This is a genomic window from Pantoea sp. paga, assembly GCF_007558755.1.
GTDB lineage: Bacteria > Pseudomonadota > Gammaproteobacteria > Enterobacterales > Enterobacteriaceae > Pantoea > Pantoea agglomerans.
In genome coordinates this window covers 324394-340132 of the sequence record NZ_VLTF01000004.1, presented here as the reverse complement: position 1 = coordinate 340132, position 15739 = coordinate 324394, and the positions used below count along the sequence as shown (strand labels likewise).

Here is a 15739-nt window from a genome sequence, read left to right as displayed (position 1 = left end):
CACTTGACCATTTGTGAGGATTTGGCGTGATGAAAGGGTTGGCAGGAGTAGCACTGGTGATGGTAACCGCCGCATTCTTAAGTGGATGCAGTTCTGATTATGTCATGGCGACCAAAGATGGCCGGATGATCATGACCGAAGGCAAGCCGAGCATCGATAAAGAGACCGGTCTGGTGGAGTACACAGACCAGACAGGTCATATGGTGCAGATTAACAGCGATGAGGTTTCGACGATCATTGAACGTTAAGTGCCCGATTTAATCGCCTGCCACCGATTCCCGGCTGGCAGGTGATTTCCCCGACTTTTCCCCCTTCCTTACCCGCCATTGCTCGCGCTATAGTCCCTGAGGACACAACATTCCATTCCATAAAGAAAAGGAAGCTGGCAATGCACTATCATCGTATTCCCCACAGCACGCTGGAAGTGAGTCAGCTGGGGTTGGGCACCATGACGTTTGGCGAACAGAACAGCGAAGCCGACGCCCATGCTCAACTGGATTTAGCTATCCGTTCCGGCATCAACTTTATTGATACTGCCGAGATGTATCCGGTGCCCCCGCGTCCGGAAACCCAGGGTCTGACCGAACAATATATTGGCAGCTGGCTTAAACAGCGCGGCAGCCGCGACAAAATCATTCTGGCCAGTAAAGTGGCCGGGCCTTCACGTGGCAATGATGCGTCGATTCGCCCGGATATGGCACTGGACCGTAAAAACATCCGCGCAGCACTCGATGCCAGCCTGAAACGCCTGAATACTGACTACCTTGACCTCTACCAGCTGCACTGGCCACAGCGTCAGACCAACTATTTTGGCAAGCTCGGCTATCAGTACAGCGAAACCACTGCTCAGGTGACGCTGCTGGAGACGCTGGAAGCGCTGACCGAACAGGTGCGCGCCGGTAAGATCCGCTATATCGGGGTGTCGAACGAAACCGCGTGGGGCGTGATGCGCTATCTGCAGCTGGCGGAGAAGCATGAACTGCCGCGCATTATCAGCATTCAGAATCCTTACAGCCTGCTGAACCGCAGCTTTGAAGTAGGTCTGGCCGAAATCAGCCAGCATGAAGGCGTAGAGCTGCTGGCGTATTCCAGCCTGGCGTTTGGTACGCTGAGCGGTAAATACCTGAATGGCGCACAGCCTGCGGGTGCACGCAACACGTTGTTCAGCCGCTTTACCCGCTACAGCGGCGAGCAGTCACAAAAGGCGATTGCCGAATATGTAGCACTGGCTAAGCAGCATCAGATCGACCCGTCGCAGATGGCTCTCGCCTATGTGCGTCAGCAGCCGTTTGTGGCCAGCACGCTGCTGGGCGCCACCACGCCTGAACAGTTGCAGATCAATATCGACAGCTTCAATCTGACCTTAAATGCAGAGATCCTGGAAGGCATTGAGGCGATCCACCGTCGTTATACCTATCCGGCTCCCTGAGCGTTCTGTTGCCAGCTGCCGCGATGGCGGCTGGCATCTCTTACAGGTCGCGATAATAGAGTTTTACCGGCTTAGCGGGATACTCCAGCGCTTCGCCCTGTGGCAGCCAGCCATAACGTTCGTAGTAGCCCCCAAACGTTGACCATAGCCATAACCGTGGATAGCCCCGTGCCTGTGCATAGGCGATGACGTGCTGCTGCAGCGCCTCACTGACACCTTTGCCGCGCACCGACTCATCAACATAGAGCGCCGCCAGCCAGGGGAAAAGATCCTGACGGCTGATCAGGTCGCAGCGCCAGAATCCCACCGTGCCGACTGCCCTGTCCCCCTCCACGGCAACGAAAGTCACCGGAAAATCAGCACCGATAAGGCTGCTGTTCACCACACTGCCAAAGAACGCCCGGCTGGTGGCTTCACCAAATGCGCGCCACTGCCAGTCAATGATCTGATCGGCAAATTGGGGGGCATCGCTGAGCGATACAATCTCGATCACATCAGTTTCCCCTGAAAGATCGGGACTGAATCAAACAGGAAGCCATCAAAGTCAGGCGCATCGGCATCGGAAAGTTCCAGCAGCGTATTCTTGACGTTCTCAAGGTGCTGCCAGGTAGATTGCCAGGCCCCCATCACATCACGCCGACGCAGAGCGGCCAGGATTGTCTGGTGATCGCCAAGCCACTTCAGGCGATAGGCGCGGGTTTCAAACTGCGGGCGCAGTTGCTGCCAGAGCGGGCTGCTATCATGATGTCGCCAGATACTGGTGACGGTATCGAGCAGCATCTGATTCTGACTGGCACCCGCCAGCAGCAGATGAAACAACTTGTCGTTGTCCTGACTGCTGTCGTTGGCGGCGATGGCACGCTGCTCCTGTTCCAGCGTACGACGCAGATTTTCAATGTCCGCTTTGGTCGCCATTTTTGCGGCAAAGGCTGCAATATTGCTTTCCAGCAACTGACGTGCCTGTAGCATTTCAAACGGGCCAACATCGCTGCGGAAGAAGGCCTCTTCTTCATCATCACTGGCGGAAGGAATACGCATCACATAGACGCCAGAGCTCTGGCGGATATCCACCGTACCTTCCAGCTCCAGCATCAATAATGCCTCGCGCACGATGGTCCGGCTGACGCCCCAGGTTTCAGCCAGCTGACGTTCAGGCGGCAGGCGCGATCCCACCGGATAGTGCCCGTCACAGATCTGCTGACGCAGGTGCTGACCAATTTCCTGATACTGCTTTTTTTCTTGCGGCGCTTCGGCTTTGTCCACACTGTCACCCTTTGCAATCAATGCGCTAACGGCATTGCCGCGGTTCCCTGCGCGACAATGCCCGCGAACCGGAGAGGCTGGCTCGCAAACTGGGGCTCAGTGTATCAAAGCCAGCGCCTGATCGAGTACCTTTGCACCATTCAGCGTGCCGTAAGCAACCGTATCGATCACCGCGATGGGCAACTGATAGCTGTCGGTGAGTTTTCGGTTCTCCTCCAGTTTGAAGCGCACCTGTGGCCCGAGCAGCACGACCACCACCTCGTTGCCGTAGTTTTGCAGCTCTTCACGCAGGTTTTGCTCCGGAATGGCGTAGATCTGGAATGCCAGTCCGCGAGCGGCAGCCTCTTTTTCCATCCGCGTCACCACCATTGAGGTCGACATGCCCGCAGCACAGGCCAGAACAATTCTTTTCATGCTCGTTTCCTCGCGTTATTTCGGCTCATCATCAAGCCACAGGGTAAATTGCTGCATGTCGCGCAGCGTACGGAACCAGTGGGCAGATTTCTTCATACGGCGCTGACGCTGCTTATCTAAGTCGATTTCGATAAGACCATAGCGATTTTTAAAGGCATTCATTGGCGAGACATTGTCGGTAAACGCCCACAGCATATAGCCCTGACAGTTAATCCCCGCCTGACTGGCGCGTATCGCCTGATGCAGGTGCTCGCTGATAAACGCGATGCGGTAATCGTCCTGAATCTCCCCGCCGTCATTTTTGAACTGCGCTTCGTTCTCAATTCCCATACCGCTTTCAGCCACAAACCACGGGATATTGCCGTACTCATCGCGCATCCGCTGCGCCATATCCCAGATAATTTCAGGCTGAATTTCCCAGCCGCGCGAAGGGTTCATCCGTCGCCCCGGCAGTTCAAAGTGTTCGTAATACCAGGCGGGATGAAAGGGTGTCCCGGGATGCCAGGCGCGGGACGGTGCCTTCACGCGATGCGGATAGTAGAGATTAAGCCCGACCTCATCGACGGTATTGGCGGCAATAATCGCCAGCTCTTCCGGGGTGGTTTCCCACTCAATCTGATGCTTATCAAGCAGCGCCAGCAGCTCCGCCGGATACTCGCCTTTAATGGCGGGATCGAGAAACACCCGGTTGTAGAACAGGTCATAAATATGCGCCGCCTTCTGGTCGTGCGGGGCTGATGATCGCGGATAAGTGACTTCCGGATTGAGTATGGTACCAATGCGACCGGCATAGCCTGCCGCGCGGAACAGCTGCACTACCCGGGCGGTCGCGAGATTCTTGTGGTGGTTCCACTGCATCCATTTATGGGTGTTCTGCTCATAAGGCCAGCGCAGCGCGTCGAGATAGACGCGGGTCTGAACCACAATCGGCTCGTTAAACACAAACCAGCGCGTGACCCGACCGGCATAGCGTTTAAACACCTGTTCGACATAACGGATAAAGAGTTCAACGACATGCTTTGACTGCCAGCCGCCATACTGCTCCAGCAGCGTGGCGGGCAGTTCGTAATGCTCCAGACAGAGCATCAGTTCAATGCCCTGGCGCTGCATTTCATCAATCAGCCGATCATAGTAAGCCGCGTATTCCTCATCGACCGTGGCGGTTTCGTAATCGATCAGGAAACGCGACCAGTTGATTGAAGTGCGGTAGTGGGTCAGCCCGCTGGCCTTCATTAGCGCCACATCCTCACTAAATCGGTTGATAAAGTCGGTGGCAACCGCCGGGCCATAACCGTTGTGCCAGACGTGACGATCCTGCTGATACCAGGCGTCAGGCCAGGAGTCCTGCCCCGCTTTTTTTCCGCTCCAGCCTTCCGTCTGCCAGGCGGAGGCAGCAGCCCCCAGAATGAAATTCTCAGGTATGTGGACAGTCTGACGACTCATAACACCTCCGTACGGTTGGGGTTCAGCTCAGGTTGCAGGCTCTTTGCTTCCGCTGCATCCGCGCGGCGGGCTGCGACTTTCACAAATGGCAGATAGATGAGTACTGACACCAGAATGCAGACGATTTGCGTCACCACCGCGCCCATCGATCCGGCCGTTGAAAGCCAGGCATTGATAATCGGAGGCGTGGTCCAGGGCACCATCACCACGGCTTTCCCGGCAAATCCCATCACCGTAGCGAAGTAGCCGATAGAACCTGTTACCAGCGGTGTGATGATGAAAGGGATAGCCAGAATCGGGTTAAGCATAATCGGCATACCAAATATAACCGGCTCGTTGATATTGAAAATGCCTGGCCCGAACGACAGTTTGGCGATTTCACGCATCTCTTTGCGCCGCGTCGCCAGCATCACGGCGGTGAGCAGTCCGATGGTCAGGCCGGAACCGCCGATGCTCATATAAACATCCCAGAACGGCATCGTGATGATGTTCGGTGCCTCTTTTCCCTGCTCAAAAGCGGTCATGTTGACCATAATCGCGCCCAGCAACAGCGGCTCACGGATCGGCTTCACCATCTGGTTGCCGTGAATACCAATTACCCAGAATAGCTGGGCAACGAACATCAGAATCAGAATGCCCCACAGGCTCTGCACCACCGACTCCAGCGGCTGCTGCACCACCTGGTATACCGCGTCGTAAAGGTACATGCCGGTGACACGATGGAAGATAAAGCCAAAGGTCGCTATCAGCGTCACGGTGATAATTGAGGGGATCAGCGCGGAGAAAGAGGCGGCCACGTTGGGCGGTACGGTGTCGGGCATTTTGATTTTCAGCCGCTCAACCTGTTCGAGGCGGCAGTAGATCTCTACCGACAGAATAGCGATAAACATGCCGAGAAACAGGCTTTTGGTATCGGAGAATTGTTTGGCCAGCACGTCGGTGACCAGGTGCATCTGCCCATCGACCATCATCTGTAAGGTGGTCGGCGTTACGGATACAAAGCAGATGATCGCCAGCAGGCCGGGAAACAGCGTTTTTATACCGTTTATGCGCCCAAGCTCAATACCAATCAGAAACACCGCACCAATGTTAAGAAAGCTGAGCGTGGCGTAATTGATACTGCTGGTGATGGGCTTGAGGTCAGCTAAAAAAGCCAGGGCGGCAAAGCTGGCAAGCCCATTTTTGCTGTCCAGCACCATGTTAGAGATCAATACCGAGAAGGCGCCAACAATGATCACCGGCATCAGGGTAATGAACGAGGCTTTAATCGCCATGATGTAGCGATAACTGTTAAAGCGGGTGGCAAAGCTGCCCAGGGAATCGATAAGGCGGTCCTGTAGAGACATGATCAACCCTCAGAGATGTAAGATCGGTATTCCTGTAATCGTCGTGGTCTTCCCTGTTAGTGGCATACCAAAATGACGAATCCCCTCGTTTTTTTCTGTGACGAACCTCCCGGAAACGCTTATTGGCATTCCAGTATGATTAAAACGGCCAATTTGGCATACCAATAGCGGAGGCGTTATGGATTACGAACAGACCATGATGGAATTGCTGATCAATGCAGGGGAAGCCCGTTCGTCGGCGATGATGGCGATTCAGTGTGCGCGCAAACGCGACTGGGCCGGGGCTGACGCGGCGCTGGCTGCTTCAGATACCGCGGCAAAAGCGGCACATAAAATTCAGACCGCGTTGATTGGTGCAGACGAGGGAAGCGGAAAATTGCCGGTCACGCTGATTCTGGTGCATGCGCAGGATCATCTGATGAATGCCATGCTGTGCCGCGAGCTGGCAGAGGAGCTGGTCATGCTGCGTAAAGAGATCTATGGCTGACAGGCGGCGCGCTGGCCACCTGAGTGAGGTGATTAGATGATTTCCAGTGCCAGTAACGACTCAATAGTCTGCGCGCGGCGGATCTCGCGCGGCTGGCCCTGCTCAAACAGGACTTCCGGGATCAGCGGACGGCTGTTGTAGTTAGAGGACATGGATGCGCCGTAAGCACCGGTGTCGTGGAACACCAGATAATCGCCAACCTTTGCCGCCGGAATCGCGCGTGGTTCGACCATGCCGCCCTCCAGCTGGGTAAAGACATCACCCGATTCACACAGTGGGCCAGCGACCACCGTGTCGATAGTCTGCTGCTCATCAATCGCCCGCTCATCGCCCGCCATCAACGAGATATGGTGATAGCTGCCATACATTGCGGGGCGCATGAGGTCACTGAAACCGGCATCGACCAGCACGAAGTGACGGCTGCCCATCGCCTTAACCGCCCGTACCTGAGAGACCAGCACACCCGCCTCGGCCACCAGGAAACGGCCCGGTTCGATCTCCAGCTTTATCGCGTGACCCAGATGCTGGGCGATACGCTGCCGTGCTGCATCCCACAGGCCGAAATAGTGATCGGTATCGATCGCCTCTTCGCCATAGCGATAAGGCACAGAGAGGCCGCCGCCCGCAGAGATCGCGGTCAGATCCTGACCCGACGCCATCACCAGTTCAACCATCGCATCACAGACCTGCTGCAGATGCGCATAATCGACGCCAGAGCCGATATGCATATGTATGCCCACCAGCTGCAGGCCGTGCTGCTTAATCGCCGCCAGCGCCTCGGCTAAATGGGCGTGCCAGATACCATGTTTACTGTTTTCGCCACCGGTATTGGTTTTCTGACTGTGGCCGTGACCAAAACCAGGATTGACCCGCAGCCACACCGCATGTCCCGGTGAGACCGCGCCGAGCTGATGCAGCATATCGATCGATCCGGCATTAACCGGCACCTTTAACGCGGTCACCCGCTCCAGCGTCGGCTGATCGAACAGATCCGCGGTAAAGACGATCTCGTCACCGCCAGGCTGATAGCCCGCAGCCAGCGCACGTTCGATCTCACCCAGCGATACCGAGTCCACTTTCACACCCGCCGCGCGCATCAGGCGCAGGATATGCGTATTCGAGCAGGCCTTCTGCGCAAAGCGCACCACATCAAATGCCTGCAGCTGGGCAATACGCGCTTGAATAATCTGCGCATCATAAGCCCAGAATGGCCCGGCGTAGCGGCGTGCCAGCGGCAGCAGGTTAGCGGCGCTGAGTGCGGTTTCGGTACTCTGTAAGGAACGTGGCATGGCAATTCTCCTGTGGCAATAACGGCATTAAGCCAGAATCGTGTCATAGCGAAAAATATCTGTTTTAATATCGTCTATGCAGAATAGATATAGGAAGGGTACGTGGCGAACATTAACTGGCGGCATATCGAGATTTTTCATGCGGTGATGACCAGCGGCAATCTGACTCAGGCCGCGACGCTGCTGCACACCTCACAGCCGACGGTGAGCCGGGAGCTGGCACGCCTGGAGCAGCAGCTGGGATTAGAGTTGTTCGGACGGGTACGCGGTCGCCTGCAACCGACGGTGCAGGGATTGCGTCTGTTTGAAGAGGTGCAGCGATCCTGGTACGGTCTGGACCGCATCATGGAAGCGGCTGAAGGGCTGCGCCAGTTCCGTCAGGGTGAGCTGTCGATCGCCTGCCTGCCCGTTTTTTCGCAGTCGCTGCTGCCACCACTGTGTCAGCCCTTTTTACAGCGCTACCCGGATGTGAGCCTGAATGTGATTCCGCAGGAGTCGCCGCTGCTGGAGGAGTGGCTGTCAGCACAGCGCTATGATATCGGCTTAACTGAAACTCAGCACGCTCCGGCCGGTACTGACCGTCTCGCCCTGCTCACCTGCGATGAAGTGTGTGTATTGCCTCAGAACCACCCTCTGAGTCAGCGTACAGAGCTGACGCCGCACGATTTTGCGGGCGAACAGTATGTGAGCCTGTCGCGCAGTGACAGCTATCGTCAGTTGCTGGATGCGCTGTTTCATGAGCAGGGCGTCGAGCGGCGGCTGGTGATGGAGACGCACAGTGCCGCTTCGGTGTGCGCCATGGTCAGAGCGGGCGTGGGCATTTCGATTGTGAATCCGCTGACGGCGCTGGATTACGCCGACAGCGGTGTGGTGATGCGTAAGTTCAGCGTGGCCGTACCCTTTACCGTCAGCCTGGTGAGGCCGCAGCACCGGCCTGCGTCGGCGCTGGTCGATGCCTTTGTCAGCCATCTGCAACGGCAGGTGGCTGACTTTCCGGCACGCATCACCGCCCGCCTGGCTTAAGCGCGAACCCTGGCGGCTGCGCGGCCCGATTTGCGGAAGGTGATCAGACAGATCAGCAGGCCGATTGCCGCCAGCGCAGCGGCAGCAACCGGCACCGCCGTCAGGCCATATCCACGGCCAATCACCGCACCGCCGACCCAGGCACCCAGCGCATTGCCCACGTTAAACGCCGAAATGTTCAGGGTTGAGACCAGGTTAGGCGCCTCTTTGCCATGACGTACCACGTTGATCTGCAGGCCCGGCACCGTCGCAAAGGTCGCCATCGCCCACAGGAACAGGGTGATCTCCGCCAGCCACAGCGCATGGCTGGTCCAGCTGAACAGCAGCGAGAAGATGGCGATCAGGGAGAAGCTGAGGATCAGGCTGAAGGAGACTTTCCAGTCGGCCAGTTTGCCGCCAAGAATGTTACCGACCGTCAGGCCTGCGCCAATCAGGAACAGCGTCCAGCTGACGCCGCGATCGCTGATGCCTGTCACCTCTAACAGCAGCGGCGCAATGTAGCTGAACAGCGCAAACATCGCCGCGGCAAAGAACACCGTCATCAGCAGTGACAGCCACAGTTTCCCGTTGGCCAGTGCACCAATTTCACTCGCCAGGTGAACCGGCTTTTCCTGTTTATTGTTGGGCAGACTCACGATCAGGGCGATAAACGCCAGCACGCCAATCACAGCCACGCCCCAGAAGGTGGCTCGCCAGCCAAACATCTGTCCGAAACTGGTCCCCAGCGGAACGCCCAGTACGTTGGCTAAGGTCAGTCCGGTAAACATCAGTGCGACAGCGGAAGCCTGACGACCGGCTGGCACCAGACTGGCGGCGACCACCGCGCCAATACCGAAGAAGGCACCGTGACAGAGCGCGGTGACGATGCGTGCCAGCATCAGCAGGTTATAATTGTAAGCCAGCGCACACAGCAGGTTGCCGACAATAAATATCACCATAAGCAGAATCAGCGTTTTTTTACGCGGCAGCCTGGCGGTAAGCAGCGCCATAATCGGCGCACCAATAGCCACGCCCAGCGCGTAGCCGCTGATCAGCCAGCCCGCCGACGGAATTGTCACCTGAAGGTCACGCGCCACCTCCGGCAGCAATCCCATAATGACAAACTCAGTGGTTCCGATGGCGAACGCACTCAACGCCAGCGCCATTAATGCTACAGGCATAACACTCTCCCAATATCATTTGCAGGTGAACTGCACAGACGCGCAGCCCCTCGACGCTTATTAAAATTTGATCTGCGTCACGGTGAGCATTACAGCACAGTGCTGATGCGCGACATAGCCTGCGCGCAGCAAAGGATTATTGCCGGGGCCGCAATAATCCTGCCGCTTTGCCGGAACAAATGGCTTTGTCAGCCTGCTGGCTAAGCCCGTTAAAGCGCACATAACCCAGGGTCAGGTTGTCATTTCCCGCGAACCCGTTACGCTTTTTAGTGCGTATTTAATTAATAAATCCTTAACGTTGCCGATATATCCCTAATCAATTGCCAGGTGATGTGATCAACTTCTGACGCAGGGAGAGAGAATGCAACGACTCATAGCCTTAATGGTGTTTGGCTTAACCGGCTGCTCGGTGGGTCATTATGAGTACAGTAAAGAAGCTGAAAAACGGGTGGATATGACCGTGACCGGCATTCCCACCGTGCTGGGTTTAGGCACGCTAGGTACCACCATCCCACTGACGCCGGAGTACAGCCTGACCGCCGCCCATGTGGCAAAGTTTTCGCTTTACCGGGTAAAAGCCTGGCATCCGCAATGCGATCTGGCCGTGGTCTACCACAAAAACAGCGAAATGAACCTGCCACCCAACTTTCGTAACAGCCACATCGGCGATCAGGTCAATCTCTACGGCTACAGTTTTATTTCGGCCATGCCGGTCAGTTCCAGCGGGCAGAACCTGATCAATACCACGCTGGCGAACAGCTGGAACAAATCAGACTGCGTCGTGGTGGCGGCGAATGCGGGGGTGGTTAAAGGGATGTCGGGCGGCGCAGTCTATAACGCCTCTGATGATACGCTGGCGGGCGTGATTATCGGCTACAGCAATAACATTAACGACAATGTCAGCGGTAAGACACTCTATAAGAACGTTGCGCTCTATGTGCCCTATGCACGATTTCAGACCTGGCTGGATCAGGCGATTAAATCCTGATATATTCTGAACGAACAGATGTAAAAAAGGCCGGAATTTCCGGCCATTTCGCATGTTTACAACGCCAAATCTGAGTAAATCTGACAGCAACAGATAAACCAGGCGCGCAGGGAACACGGTCAGAATAGGAAAGCGTCCCGCGCCAGGGATGGCGTGGGCCGAGCGGTCATGGATGACGGCTTTTGCGTCTTTCCGATCTGACCGTGTTCCCTGAGCAGGCACGGTCTGACAGCGAACCGGGCCAAACTTTGTCAGCAAGCTTAAGGCCTGAAAATCAGGCCTTGTAGCGACTCATAACGATTACTTGCTGCCTGGACGCAGTGCCGGGAACAGAATCACATCGCGGATAGTGTGGCTGTTGGTAAACAGCATCACCATACGGTCAATACCGATACCCAGACCGGCGGTTGGCGGCAGACCGTGCTCCAGTGCGGTGACATAGTCTTCGTCGTAGAACATCGCTTCGTCGTCGCCAGCATCTTTGGCATTCACCTGCTGCAGGAAACGCTCAGCCTGATCTTCCGCATCGTTCAGCTCAGAGAAGCCGTTACCGATTTCACGACCGCCAATGAAGAACTCAAAGCGATCGGTGATTTCCGGGTTCTCGTCGTTACGACGGGCCAGCGGAGAGACTTCAGCCGGATATTCAGTGATGAAGGTCGGCTGAATCAGATGCGCTTCTGCGGTCTCTTCAAAGATTTCGGTTACGACGCGGCCCAGACCCCAGCTTTTCTCAACCTTGATGTGCAGTGATTGAGCAATCGCCACCGCTTTATCAAAGTCTTCCAGATCGGCCAGATCCGTTTCCGGACGGTATTTCTTGATCGCTTCACGCATGGTCAGTTTTTCAAACGGCTTACCGAAATCAAACTCCTGCTCGCCGTAAGGCACCACGGTGCTGCCCAGCACATCCTGCGCCAGCGTACGGAACAGGCTTTCGGTCAGCTCGATCAGATCTTTGTAATCCGCATAAGCCATATAGAGTTCCATCATGGTGAACTCTGGGTTATGACGTGGCGAAATACCTTCGTTGCGGAAGTTACGGTTGATCTCGAACACGCGATCGAATCCGCCCACCACCAGACGCTTCAGATAAAGCTCTGGGGCGATACGCAGATACATGTCGATATCCAGCGCATTGTGATGGGTGATGAACGGACGCGCAGACGCGCCGCCAGGGATCACCTGCATCATCGGGGTTTCCACTTCCATAAAGTCGCGGCCCACCATGAACTGGCGAATGCCGGCCATGATCTGCGAACGAATTCTGAAGGTGTTACGCGATTCCTCGTTGGCGATGAGATCAAGGTAACGCTGACGGTAGCGCGTTTCCTGATCGGCCAGGCCGTGGAACTTGTCCGGCAGCGGACGCAGTGCTTTGGTCAGCAGGCGCAGTTCAGAACAGTGAATCGACAGTTCGCCGGTTTTGGTTTTGAACAGTTTGCCGCGCGCGCCCAGAATATCGCCGAGATCCCACTTTTTGAACTGCTCGTTGTAGATGCCTTCAGCCAGATCGTCACGCGAGACGTAAAGCTGAATCCGGCCACCCACATCCTGCAGGGTCACGAAAGAGGCTTTACCCATGATACGACGGGTCATCATACGTCCGGCGACGCTGACTTCGATGCCGAGATCTTCAAGCTCTTCGTTGCTCTTTTCGCCATAGCTCTCATGCAGCTGTTTTGAGAGGCTGTCACGACGGAAATCGTTAGGAAACGCCACGCCATTTGCACGCAGCACGCTCAGCTTTTCGCGACGCGCTTTCAGTTCGTTATTTAACTCAACGGCGGCATCAGCGCTCTGCGGTTGTTGTTCAGACATGTCGGTTCCTTATAACCCTGCTTTTAAACTAGCTTCAATGAATCGATCCAGGTCGCCGTCCAGCACCGCCTGGGTGTTACGCGTCTCTACGCCGGTGCGCAGATCTTTGATGCGTGCATCATCGAGAACGTAAGAACGGATCTGACTTCCCCAGCCGATGTCGGACTTGTTGTCCTCCAGCGCCTGTTTCTCAGCGTTTTTCTTCTGCATCTCAAGCTCGTACAGCTTCGCTTTCATCTGCTTCATCGCCTGATCTTTGTTCTTGTGCTGAGAACGGTCATTCTGACACTGGGTGACGGTACCGGTTGGAATATGGGTAATACGTACCGCAGATTCCGTCCGGTTAACGTGCTGGCCGCCCGCCCCTGACGCACGATAGACGTCAATGCGCAGATCGGCTGGGTTGATGTCGATATCAATATCGTCATCGACTTCCGGGTAGATAAAGGCTGAGCTGAATGAGGTGTGACGACGACCGCCGGAGTCAAACGGGCTCTTACGCACCAGGCGATGTACGCCCGTTTCGGTACGCAACCAGCCAAAGGCGTAGTCGCCTGACACGCGAATGGTCACAGATTTAATGCCTGCAACTTCACCTTCAGACTCTTCGATAATTTCGGTTTTGAAGCCTTTGGCTTCAGCCCAACGCAGATACATACGCATCAGCATGCTGGCCCAGTCCTGCGCTTCGGTGCCGCCGGAACCCGCCTGCAGATCGATGTAGCAGTCGGCGCTGTCATACTCGCCAGAGAACATGCGGCGGAATTCCAGCTCGCCCAGCTTGCCCTCAAGGACATCCAGCTCGGCAACCGCTTCGTCGAAAGTCTCTTCGTCTTCCGCTTCTACCGCCAGTTCAAGCAGACCCTGCACATCTTCCAGGCCCTGCGACATCTGATCCAGCGTCTGCACGATCGCTTCCAGCGAGGAGCGCTCTTTGCCCAGCGCCTGAGCACGCTCAGGTTCGTTCCAGACATCGGGCTGTTCCAGCTCGGCGTTTACTTCTTCGAGGCGTTCTTTCTTGGCATCGTAGTCAAAGATACCCCCGAAGAACGTCGCTGCGCTCACTGAGGTCCTGAATACGGTTTTTGACCGGGTTGATTTCAAACATGGCTTTAGCGTCTTTCTTATGTTCGATGGGACAGGAAATTTAACGCACAAGTTTACCCGAAACTGGCGGCAGATTGTAGCGCTGAGACAGCGGGCTGATGCCGGGGCGGCGTGACGCGTTGCATTTGCTTATCGGGCCGCGACGACAAACGCTCGCACAGCAGGTTAACGCAGGGGAAAAACAGGCTGACGCGCCTCTGCCGTGGCCGGAGACGCGCGCCCCTTATAAAAATCAAAGCGGCCAGATATGGTCAATGATCAGCTGTACCGAGCGGTTACCGCGATACTCATTGATATCCAGCTTATAGGCCAGCTCGACCTGACGAATGCTGCTGTCGGGCCACAGAGTGGTATCGACATTAAAGGCGATCCCGTCGATCAGCGGACCGCCGTCCAGCGGTTCGACCATCACTTTCAGATGTCGCTCGCCCACCAGCCGCTGTTGCAGCAGCTTAAATTTGCCGTCAAAAGCGGGTTCCGGGAACGCCTGGCCCCAGGGCCCCGCTTCGCGCAGCATCTCAGCGGTCTGCAGCGAAAAATCCTGCGGCTGCAACGCGCCGTCTGACCAGATGATGCCCTGCAGAGATTCGCCATCCAGCCACTCACCGACCAGATCGGCAAAGCGCTGACGAAACTCCTCGTAGCGTGCGGTTTCCAGTGATAAGCCTGCCGCCATGGCATGACCGCCGAACTTCAGCATCAGGCCGGGATTCAGCGTATCCAGACGCTCCAGCGCGTCGCGCAGATGCAGACCGGCAATTGAGCGGCCTGAGCCTTTCAGCGTGCCGTCGCCCGCCGGCGCAAAGGCAATCACCGGACGATGGAAACGCTCTTTCAGACGGGAGGCGAGGATCCCCACCACCCCCTGATGCCATTCGGGATGATAAAAAGCCAGCCCCAGCGGCAGATCGCTCTGCTCACGCTCCAGCGCCTGGCACAGCGCCAGCGCTTCGCTCTGCATGCCCTGCTCTATCTCTTTGCGCGTCTGGTTCAGCGCGTCCAGCTCACTGGCTAACATCCGTGCCTGACTGAGATCCTCAGTCATTAACAGCGCCACACCCACCGACATATCGTCGAGCCGGCCTGCGGCATTGAGCCGTGGCCCCAGCGCAAAGCCGAGATCGCTGGCCGCCATCTGACGCGCATCGCGATTAGCAATCTCCAGCAGCGCCCGGATGCCTGGCCGGCATTTTCCGGCCCGGATGCGGCTGAGTCCCTGCCACACCAGAATGCGGTTGTTGACGTCGAGCGGCACCACGTCGGCAACCGTGCCGAGCGCCACCAGATCCAGCATCTCTGCAAGATTGGGTTCGGTGCGGGTGGCACCAAACCAGCCCTGGGTGCGCAGATGGGCGCGCAGCGCCAGCATCAGATAGAACGCAACGCCCACGCCCGCCAGTGCACGTGAGGGAAAGTTACAGTCCGGCAGATTGGGATTAACGATCGCCTCAGCGGCCGGTAAGGTCTCGCCCGGCAGGTGGTGGTCGGTAATCAGCACCGGAATCCCGTGCTGATGGGCACATTCAACGCCGGCGTGGGAGGATATGCCGTTGTCGACGGTCAGGATCATCGCCGCGCCGCGCGCCCGCGCCTGCTCAACCACTTCAGGGCTGAGGCCATAACCATCTTCAAAGCGGTTAGGCACCAGATACTGCACGTTGCCGCCGCCCATGCTGCGCAGCGCCATGACCGTCAGCGCGGTACTGGTCGCGCCATCAGCATCAAAGTCGCCCACCACCATAATGCGACGCCCATCCAGCAGCGCCTGATGCAGCAGTTCCACTGCGCTCTCAATCCCACTTAAGGACTGGTACGGCAGCAGGTTTTTCGCTCCGCGCTCCAGCTCTGCCGCGTCGCGCACGCCGCGTTGCAGATAGAGTCGTTTCAGCAGCGGCGGCAGCGTCGCCGGAAGCGCATCGTCAACCGTCACCTCACGGCGACGGAGTTCCACATCCTGTTTTACCACCGA

The 15739-nt window shown here is 56.6% G+C and carries 15 protein-coding genes; 5 read left to right on the top strand and 10 right to left on the bottom strand.

Translation table 11 applies throughout. From position 1 onward, the window contains the following. Positions 1-29 precede the first annotated feature (29 nt). Positions 30-248 carry a YgdI/YgdR family lipoprotein gene (locus FOV68_RS14205; protein ID WP_003853956.1) on the top strand — a complete coding sequence of 73 codons (219 nt, stop codon included), beginning with the start codon at positions 30-32 and terminating at the stop codon, positions 246-248. 140 nt (positions 249-388) lie between these two features. Continuing rightward, entirely contained in the window at positions 389-1429 is a 1041-nt protein-coding gene (locus FOV68_RS14200; protein WP_143991093.1) for an NADP(H)-dependent aldo-keto reductase, read from the top strand. Between the two features lie 40 nt (positions 1430-1469). Here FOV68_RS14200 and FOV68_RS14195 read toward each other — a convergent pair whose 3' ends face one another. The 5 genes from FOV68_RS14195 to FOV68_RS14175 all read right to left on the bottom strand — a co-directional run bounded on the left by FOV68_RS14195 (position 1470) and on the right by FOV68_RS14175 (position 5895). Next, positions 1470-1922 (bottom strand): GNAT family N-acetyltransferase, encoded by a 453-nt coding sequence (locus FOV68_RS14195; protein WP_109652195.1) that lies wholly within the window; start codon positions 1920-1922, stop codon positions 1470-1472. Continuing rightward, the gene (locus FOV68_RS14190; RefSeq protein ID WP_031593704.1) at positions 1919-2692 is read right to left on the bottom strand and encodes an FCD domain-containing protein; all 774 of its coding nucleotides are present in this window, start codon (positions 2690-2692) and stop codon (positions 1919-1921) included. Before FOV68_RS14190 ends, FOV68_RS14195 begins: the two co-directional genes overlap by 4 nt. A gap of 96 nt (positions 2693-2788) precedes the next feature. Continuing rightward, complete coding sequence (locus FOV68_RS14185) at positions 2789-3106, bottom strand: PTS sugar transporter subunit IIB (RefSeq protein ID WP_010248665.1); 318 nt, start codon at positions 3104-3106, stop codon at positions 2789-2791. A gap of 15 nt (positions 3107-3121) precedes the next feature. Then, a complete protein-coding gene (locus FOV68_RS14180) occupies positions 3122-4549 on the bottom strand; it encodes a glycoside hydrolase family 1 protein (protein ID WP_143991092.1) in 1428 nt (475 codons plus the stop codon). Beyond that, positions 4546-5895 (bottom strand): PTS sugar transporter subunit IIC, encoded by a 1350-nt coding sequence (locus FOV68_RS14175; protein WP_039389290.1) that lies wholly within the window; start codon positions 5893-5895, stop codon positions 4546-4548. Before FOV68_RS14175 ends, FOV68_RS14180 begins: the two co-directional genes overlap by 4 nt. Before the next feature lie 178 nt (positions 5896-6073). Here FOV68_RS14175 and FOV68_RS14170 point away from each other — a divergent pair, with 178 nt between their 5' ends. Continuing rightward, positions 6074-6382 (top strand): PTS lactose/cellobiose transporter subunit IIA, encoded by a 309-nt coding sequence (locus FOV68_RS14170; protein ID WP_031592523.1) that lies wholly within the window; start codon positions 6074-6076, stop codon positions 6380-6382. A gap of 32 nt (positions 6383-6414) precedes the next feature. On the opposite strand, the gene lysA is transcribed toward FOV68_RS14170, so the two are convergent. Beyond that, positions 6415-7671 carry a diaminopimelate decarboxylase gene (gene lysA / locus FOV68_RS14165; RefSeq protein ID WP_143991091.1) on the bottom strand — a complete coding sequence of 419 codons (1257 nt, stop codon included), beginning with the start codon at positions 7669-7671 and terminating at the stop codon, positions 6415-6417. A gap of 102 nt (positions 7672-7773) precedes the next feature. Here lysA and FOV68_RS14160 point away from each other — a divergent pair, with 102 nt between their 5' ends. Next, positions 7774-8694: a LysR family transcriptional regulator gene (locus FOV68_RS14160; protein ID WP_083069992.1), complete on the top strand. Its 921-nt coding sequence runs from the start codon at positions 7774-7776 to the stop codon at positions 8692-8694. Here FOV68_RS14160 and FOV68_RS14155 read toward each other — a convergent pair. Continuing rightward, positions 8691-9854 carry an MFS transporter gene (locus FOV68_RS14155; RefSeq protein ID WP_039389286.1) on the bottom strand — a complete coding sequence of 388 codons (1164 nt, stop codon included), beginning with the start codon at positions 9852-9854 and terminating at the stop codon, positions 8691-8693. The two genes, FOV68_RS14160 and FOV68_RS14155, sit on opposite strands and share 4 nt — an antisense overlap. Before the next feature lie 361 nt (positions 9855-10215). Between FOV68_RS14155 and FOV68_RS14150 the strand changes: the two genes are divergently transcribed. Next, complete coding sequence (locus FOV68_RS14150; RefSeq protein WP_031592530.1) at positions 10216-10842, top strand: serine protease; 627 nt, start codon at positions 10216-10218, stop codon at positions 10840-10842. Positions 10843-11142: 300 nt separating this feature from the next. Here FOV68_RS14150 and lysS read toward each other — a convergent pair whose 3' ends face one another. The 3 genes from lysS to recJ all read right to left on the bottom strand — a co-directional run bounded on the left by lysS (position 11143) and on the right by recJ (position 15736). Then, a complete protein-coding gene (gene lysS, locus FOV68_RS14145; RefSeq protein ID WP_031592533.1) occupies positions 11143-12663 on the bottom strand; it encodes a lysine--tRNA ligase in 1521 nt (506 codons plus the stop codon). Between the two features lie 9 nt (positions 12664-12672). Then, positions 12673-13771 (bottom strand): peptide chain release factor 2 gene (prfB, locus tag FOV68_RS14140; RefSeq protein WP_099257461.1). Its coding sequence is split into 2 segments (ribosomal slippage): positions 12673-13695 and positions 13697-13771, totalling 1098 coding nucleotides; the frame shifts between segments, so codons are not numbered across the junction. 231 nt (positions 13772-14002) lie between these two features. Next, positions 14003-15736, bottom strand: coding sequence for a single-stranded-DNA-specific exonuclease RecJ (gene recJ / locus FOV68_RS14135; RefSeq protein ID WP_143789772.1), 1734 nt, complete (start codon positions 15734-15736; stop codon positions 14003-14005). Between the last annotated feature and the right edge of the window lie 3 nt (positions 15737-15739).

What these genes read in the sequence shown, in the direction of transcription:
- FOV68_RS14180 (WP_143991092.1), bottom strand. Translation starts at nt 4,549, where the DNA reads ATGAGTCGTCAGACTGTCCACATACCTGAGAATTTCATTCTGGGGGCT.
- FOV68_RS14150 (WP_031592530.1), top strand. Translation starts at nt 10,216, where the DNA reads ATGCAACGACTCATAGCCTTAATGGTGTTTGGCTTAACCGGCTGCTCG.
- lysS (WP_031592533.1), bottom strand. Translation starts at nt 12,663, where the DNA reads ATGTCTGAACAACAACCGCAGAGCGCTGATGCCGCCGTTGAGTTAAAT.
- lysA (WP_143991091.1), bottom strand. Translation starts at nt 7,671, where the DNA reads ATGCCACGTTCCTTACAGAGTACCGAAACCGCACTCAGCGCCGCTAAC.
- FOV68_RS14185 (WP_010248665.1), bottom strand. Translation starts at nt 3,106, where the DNA reads ATGAAAAGAATTGTTCTGGCCTGTGCTGCGGGCATGTCGACCTCAATG.
- FOV68_RS14200 (WP_143991093.1), top strand. Translation starts at nt 389, where the DNA reads ATGCACTATCATCGTATTCCCCACAGCACGCTGGAAGTGAGTCAGCTG.
- FOV68_RS14175 (WP_039389290.1), bottom strand. Translation starts at nt 5,895, where the DNA reads ATGTCTCTACAGGACCGCCTTATCGATTCCCTGGGCAGCTTTGCCACC.
- FOV68_RS14170 (WP_031592523.1), top strand. Translation starts at nt 6,074, where the DNA reads ATGGATTACGAACAGACCATGATGGAATTGCTGATCAATGCAGGGGAA.
- FOV68_RS14155 (WP_039389286.1), bottom strand. Translation starts at nt 9,854, where the DNA reads ATGCCTGTAGCATTAATGGCGCTGGCGTTGAGTGCGTTCGCCATCGGA.
- FOV68_RS14205 (WP_003853956.1), top strand. Translation starts at nt 30, where the DNA reads ATGAAAGGGTTGGCAGGAGTAGCACTGGTGATGGTAACCGCCGCATTC.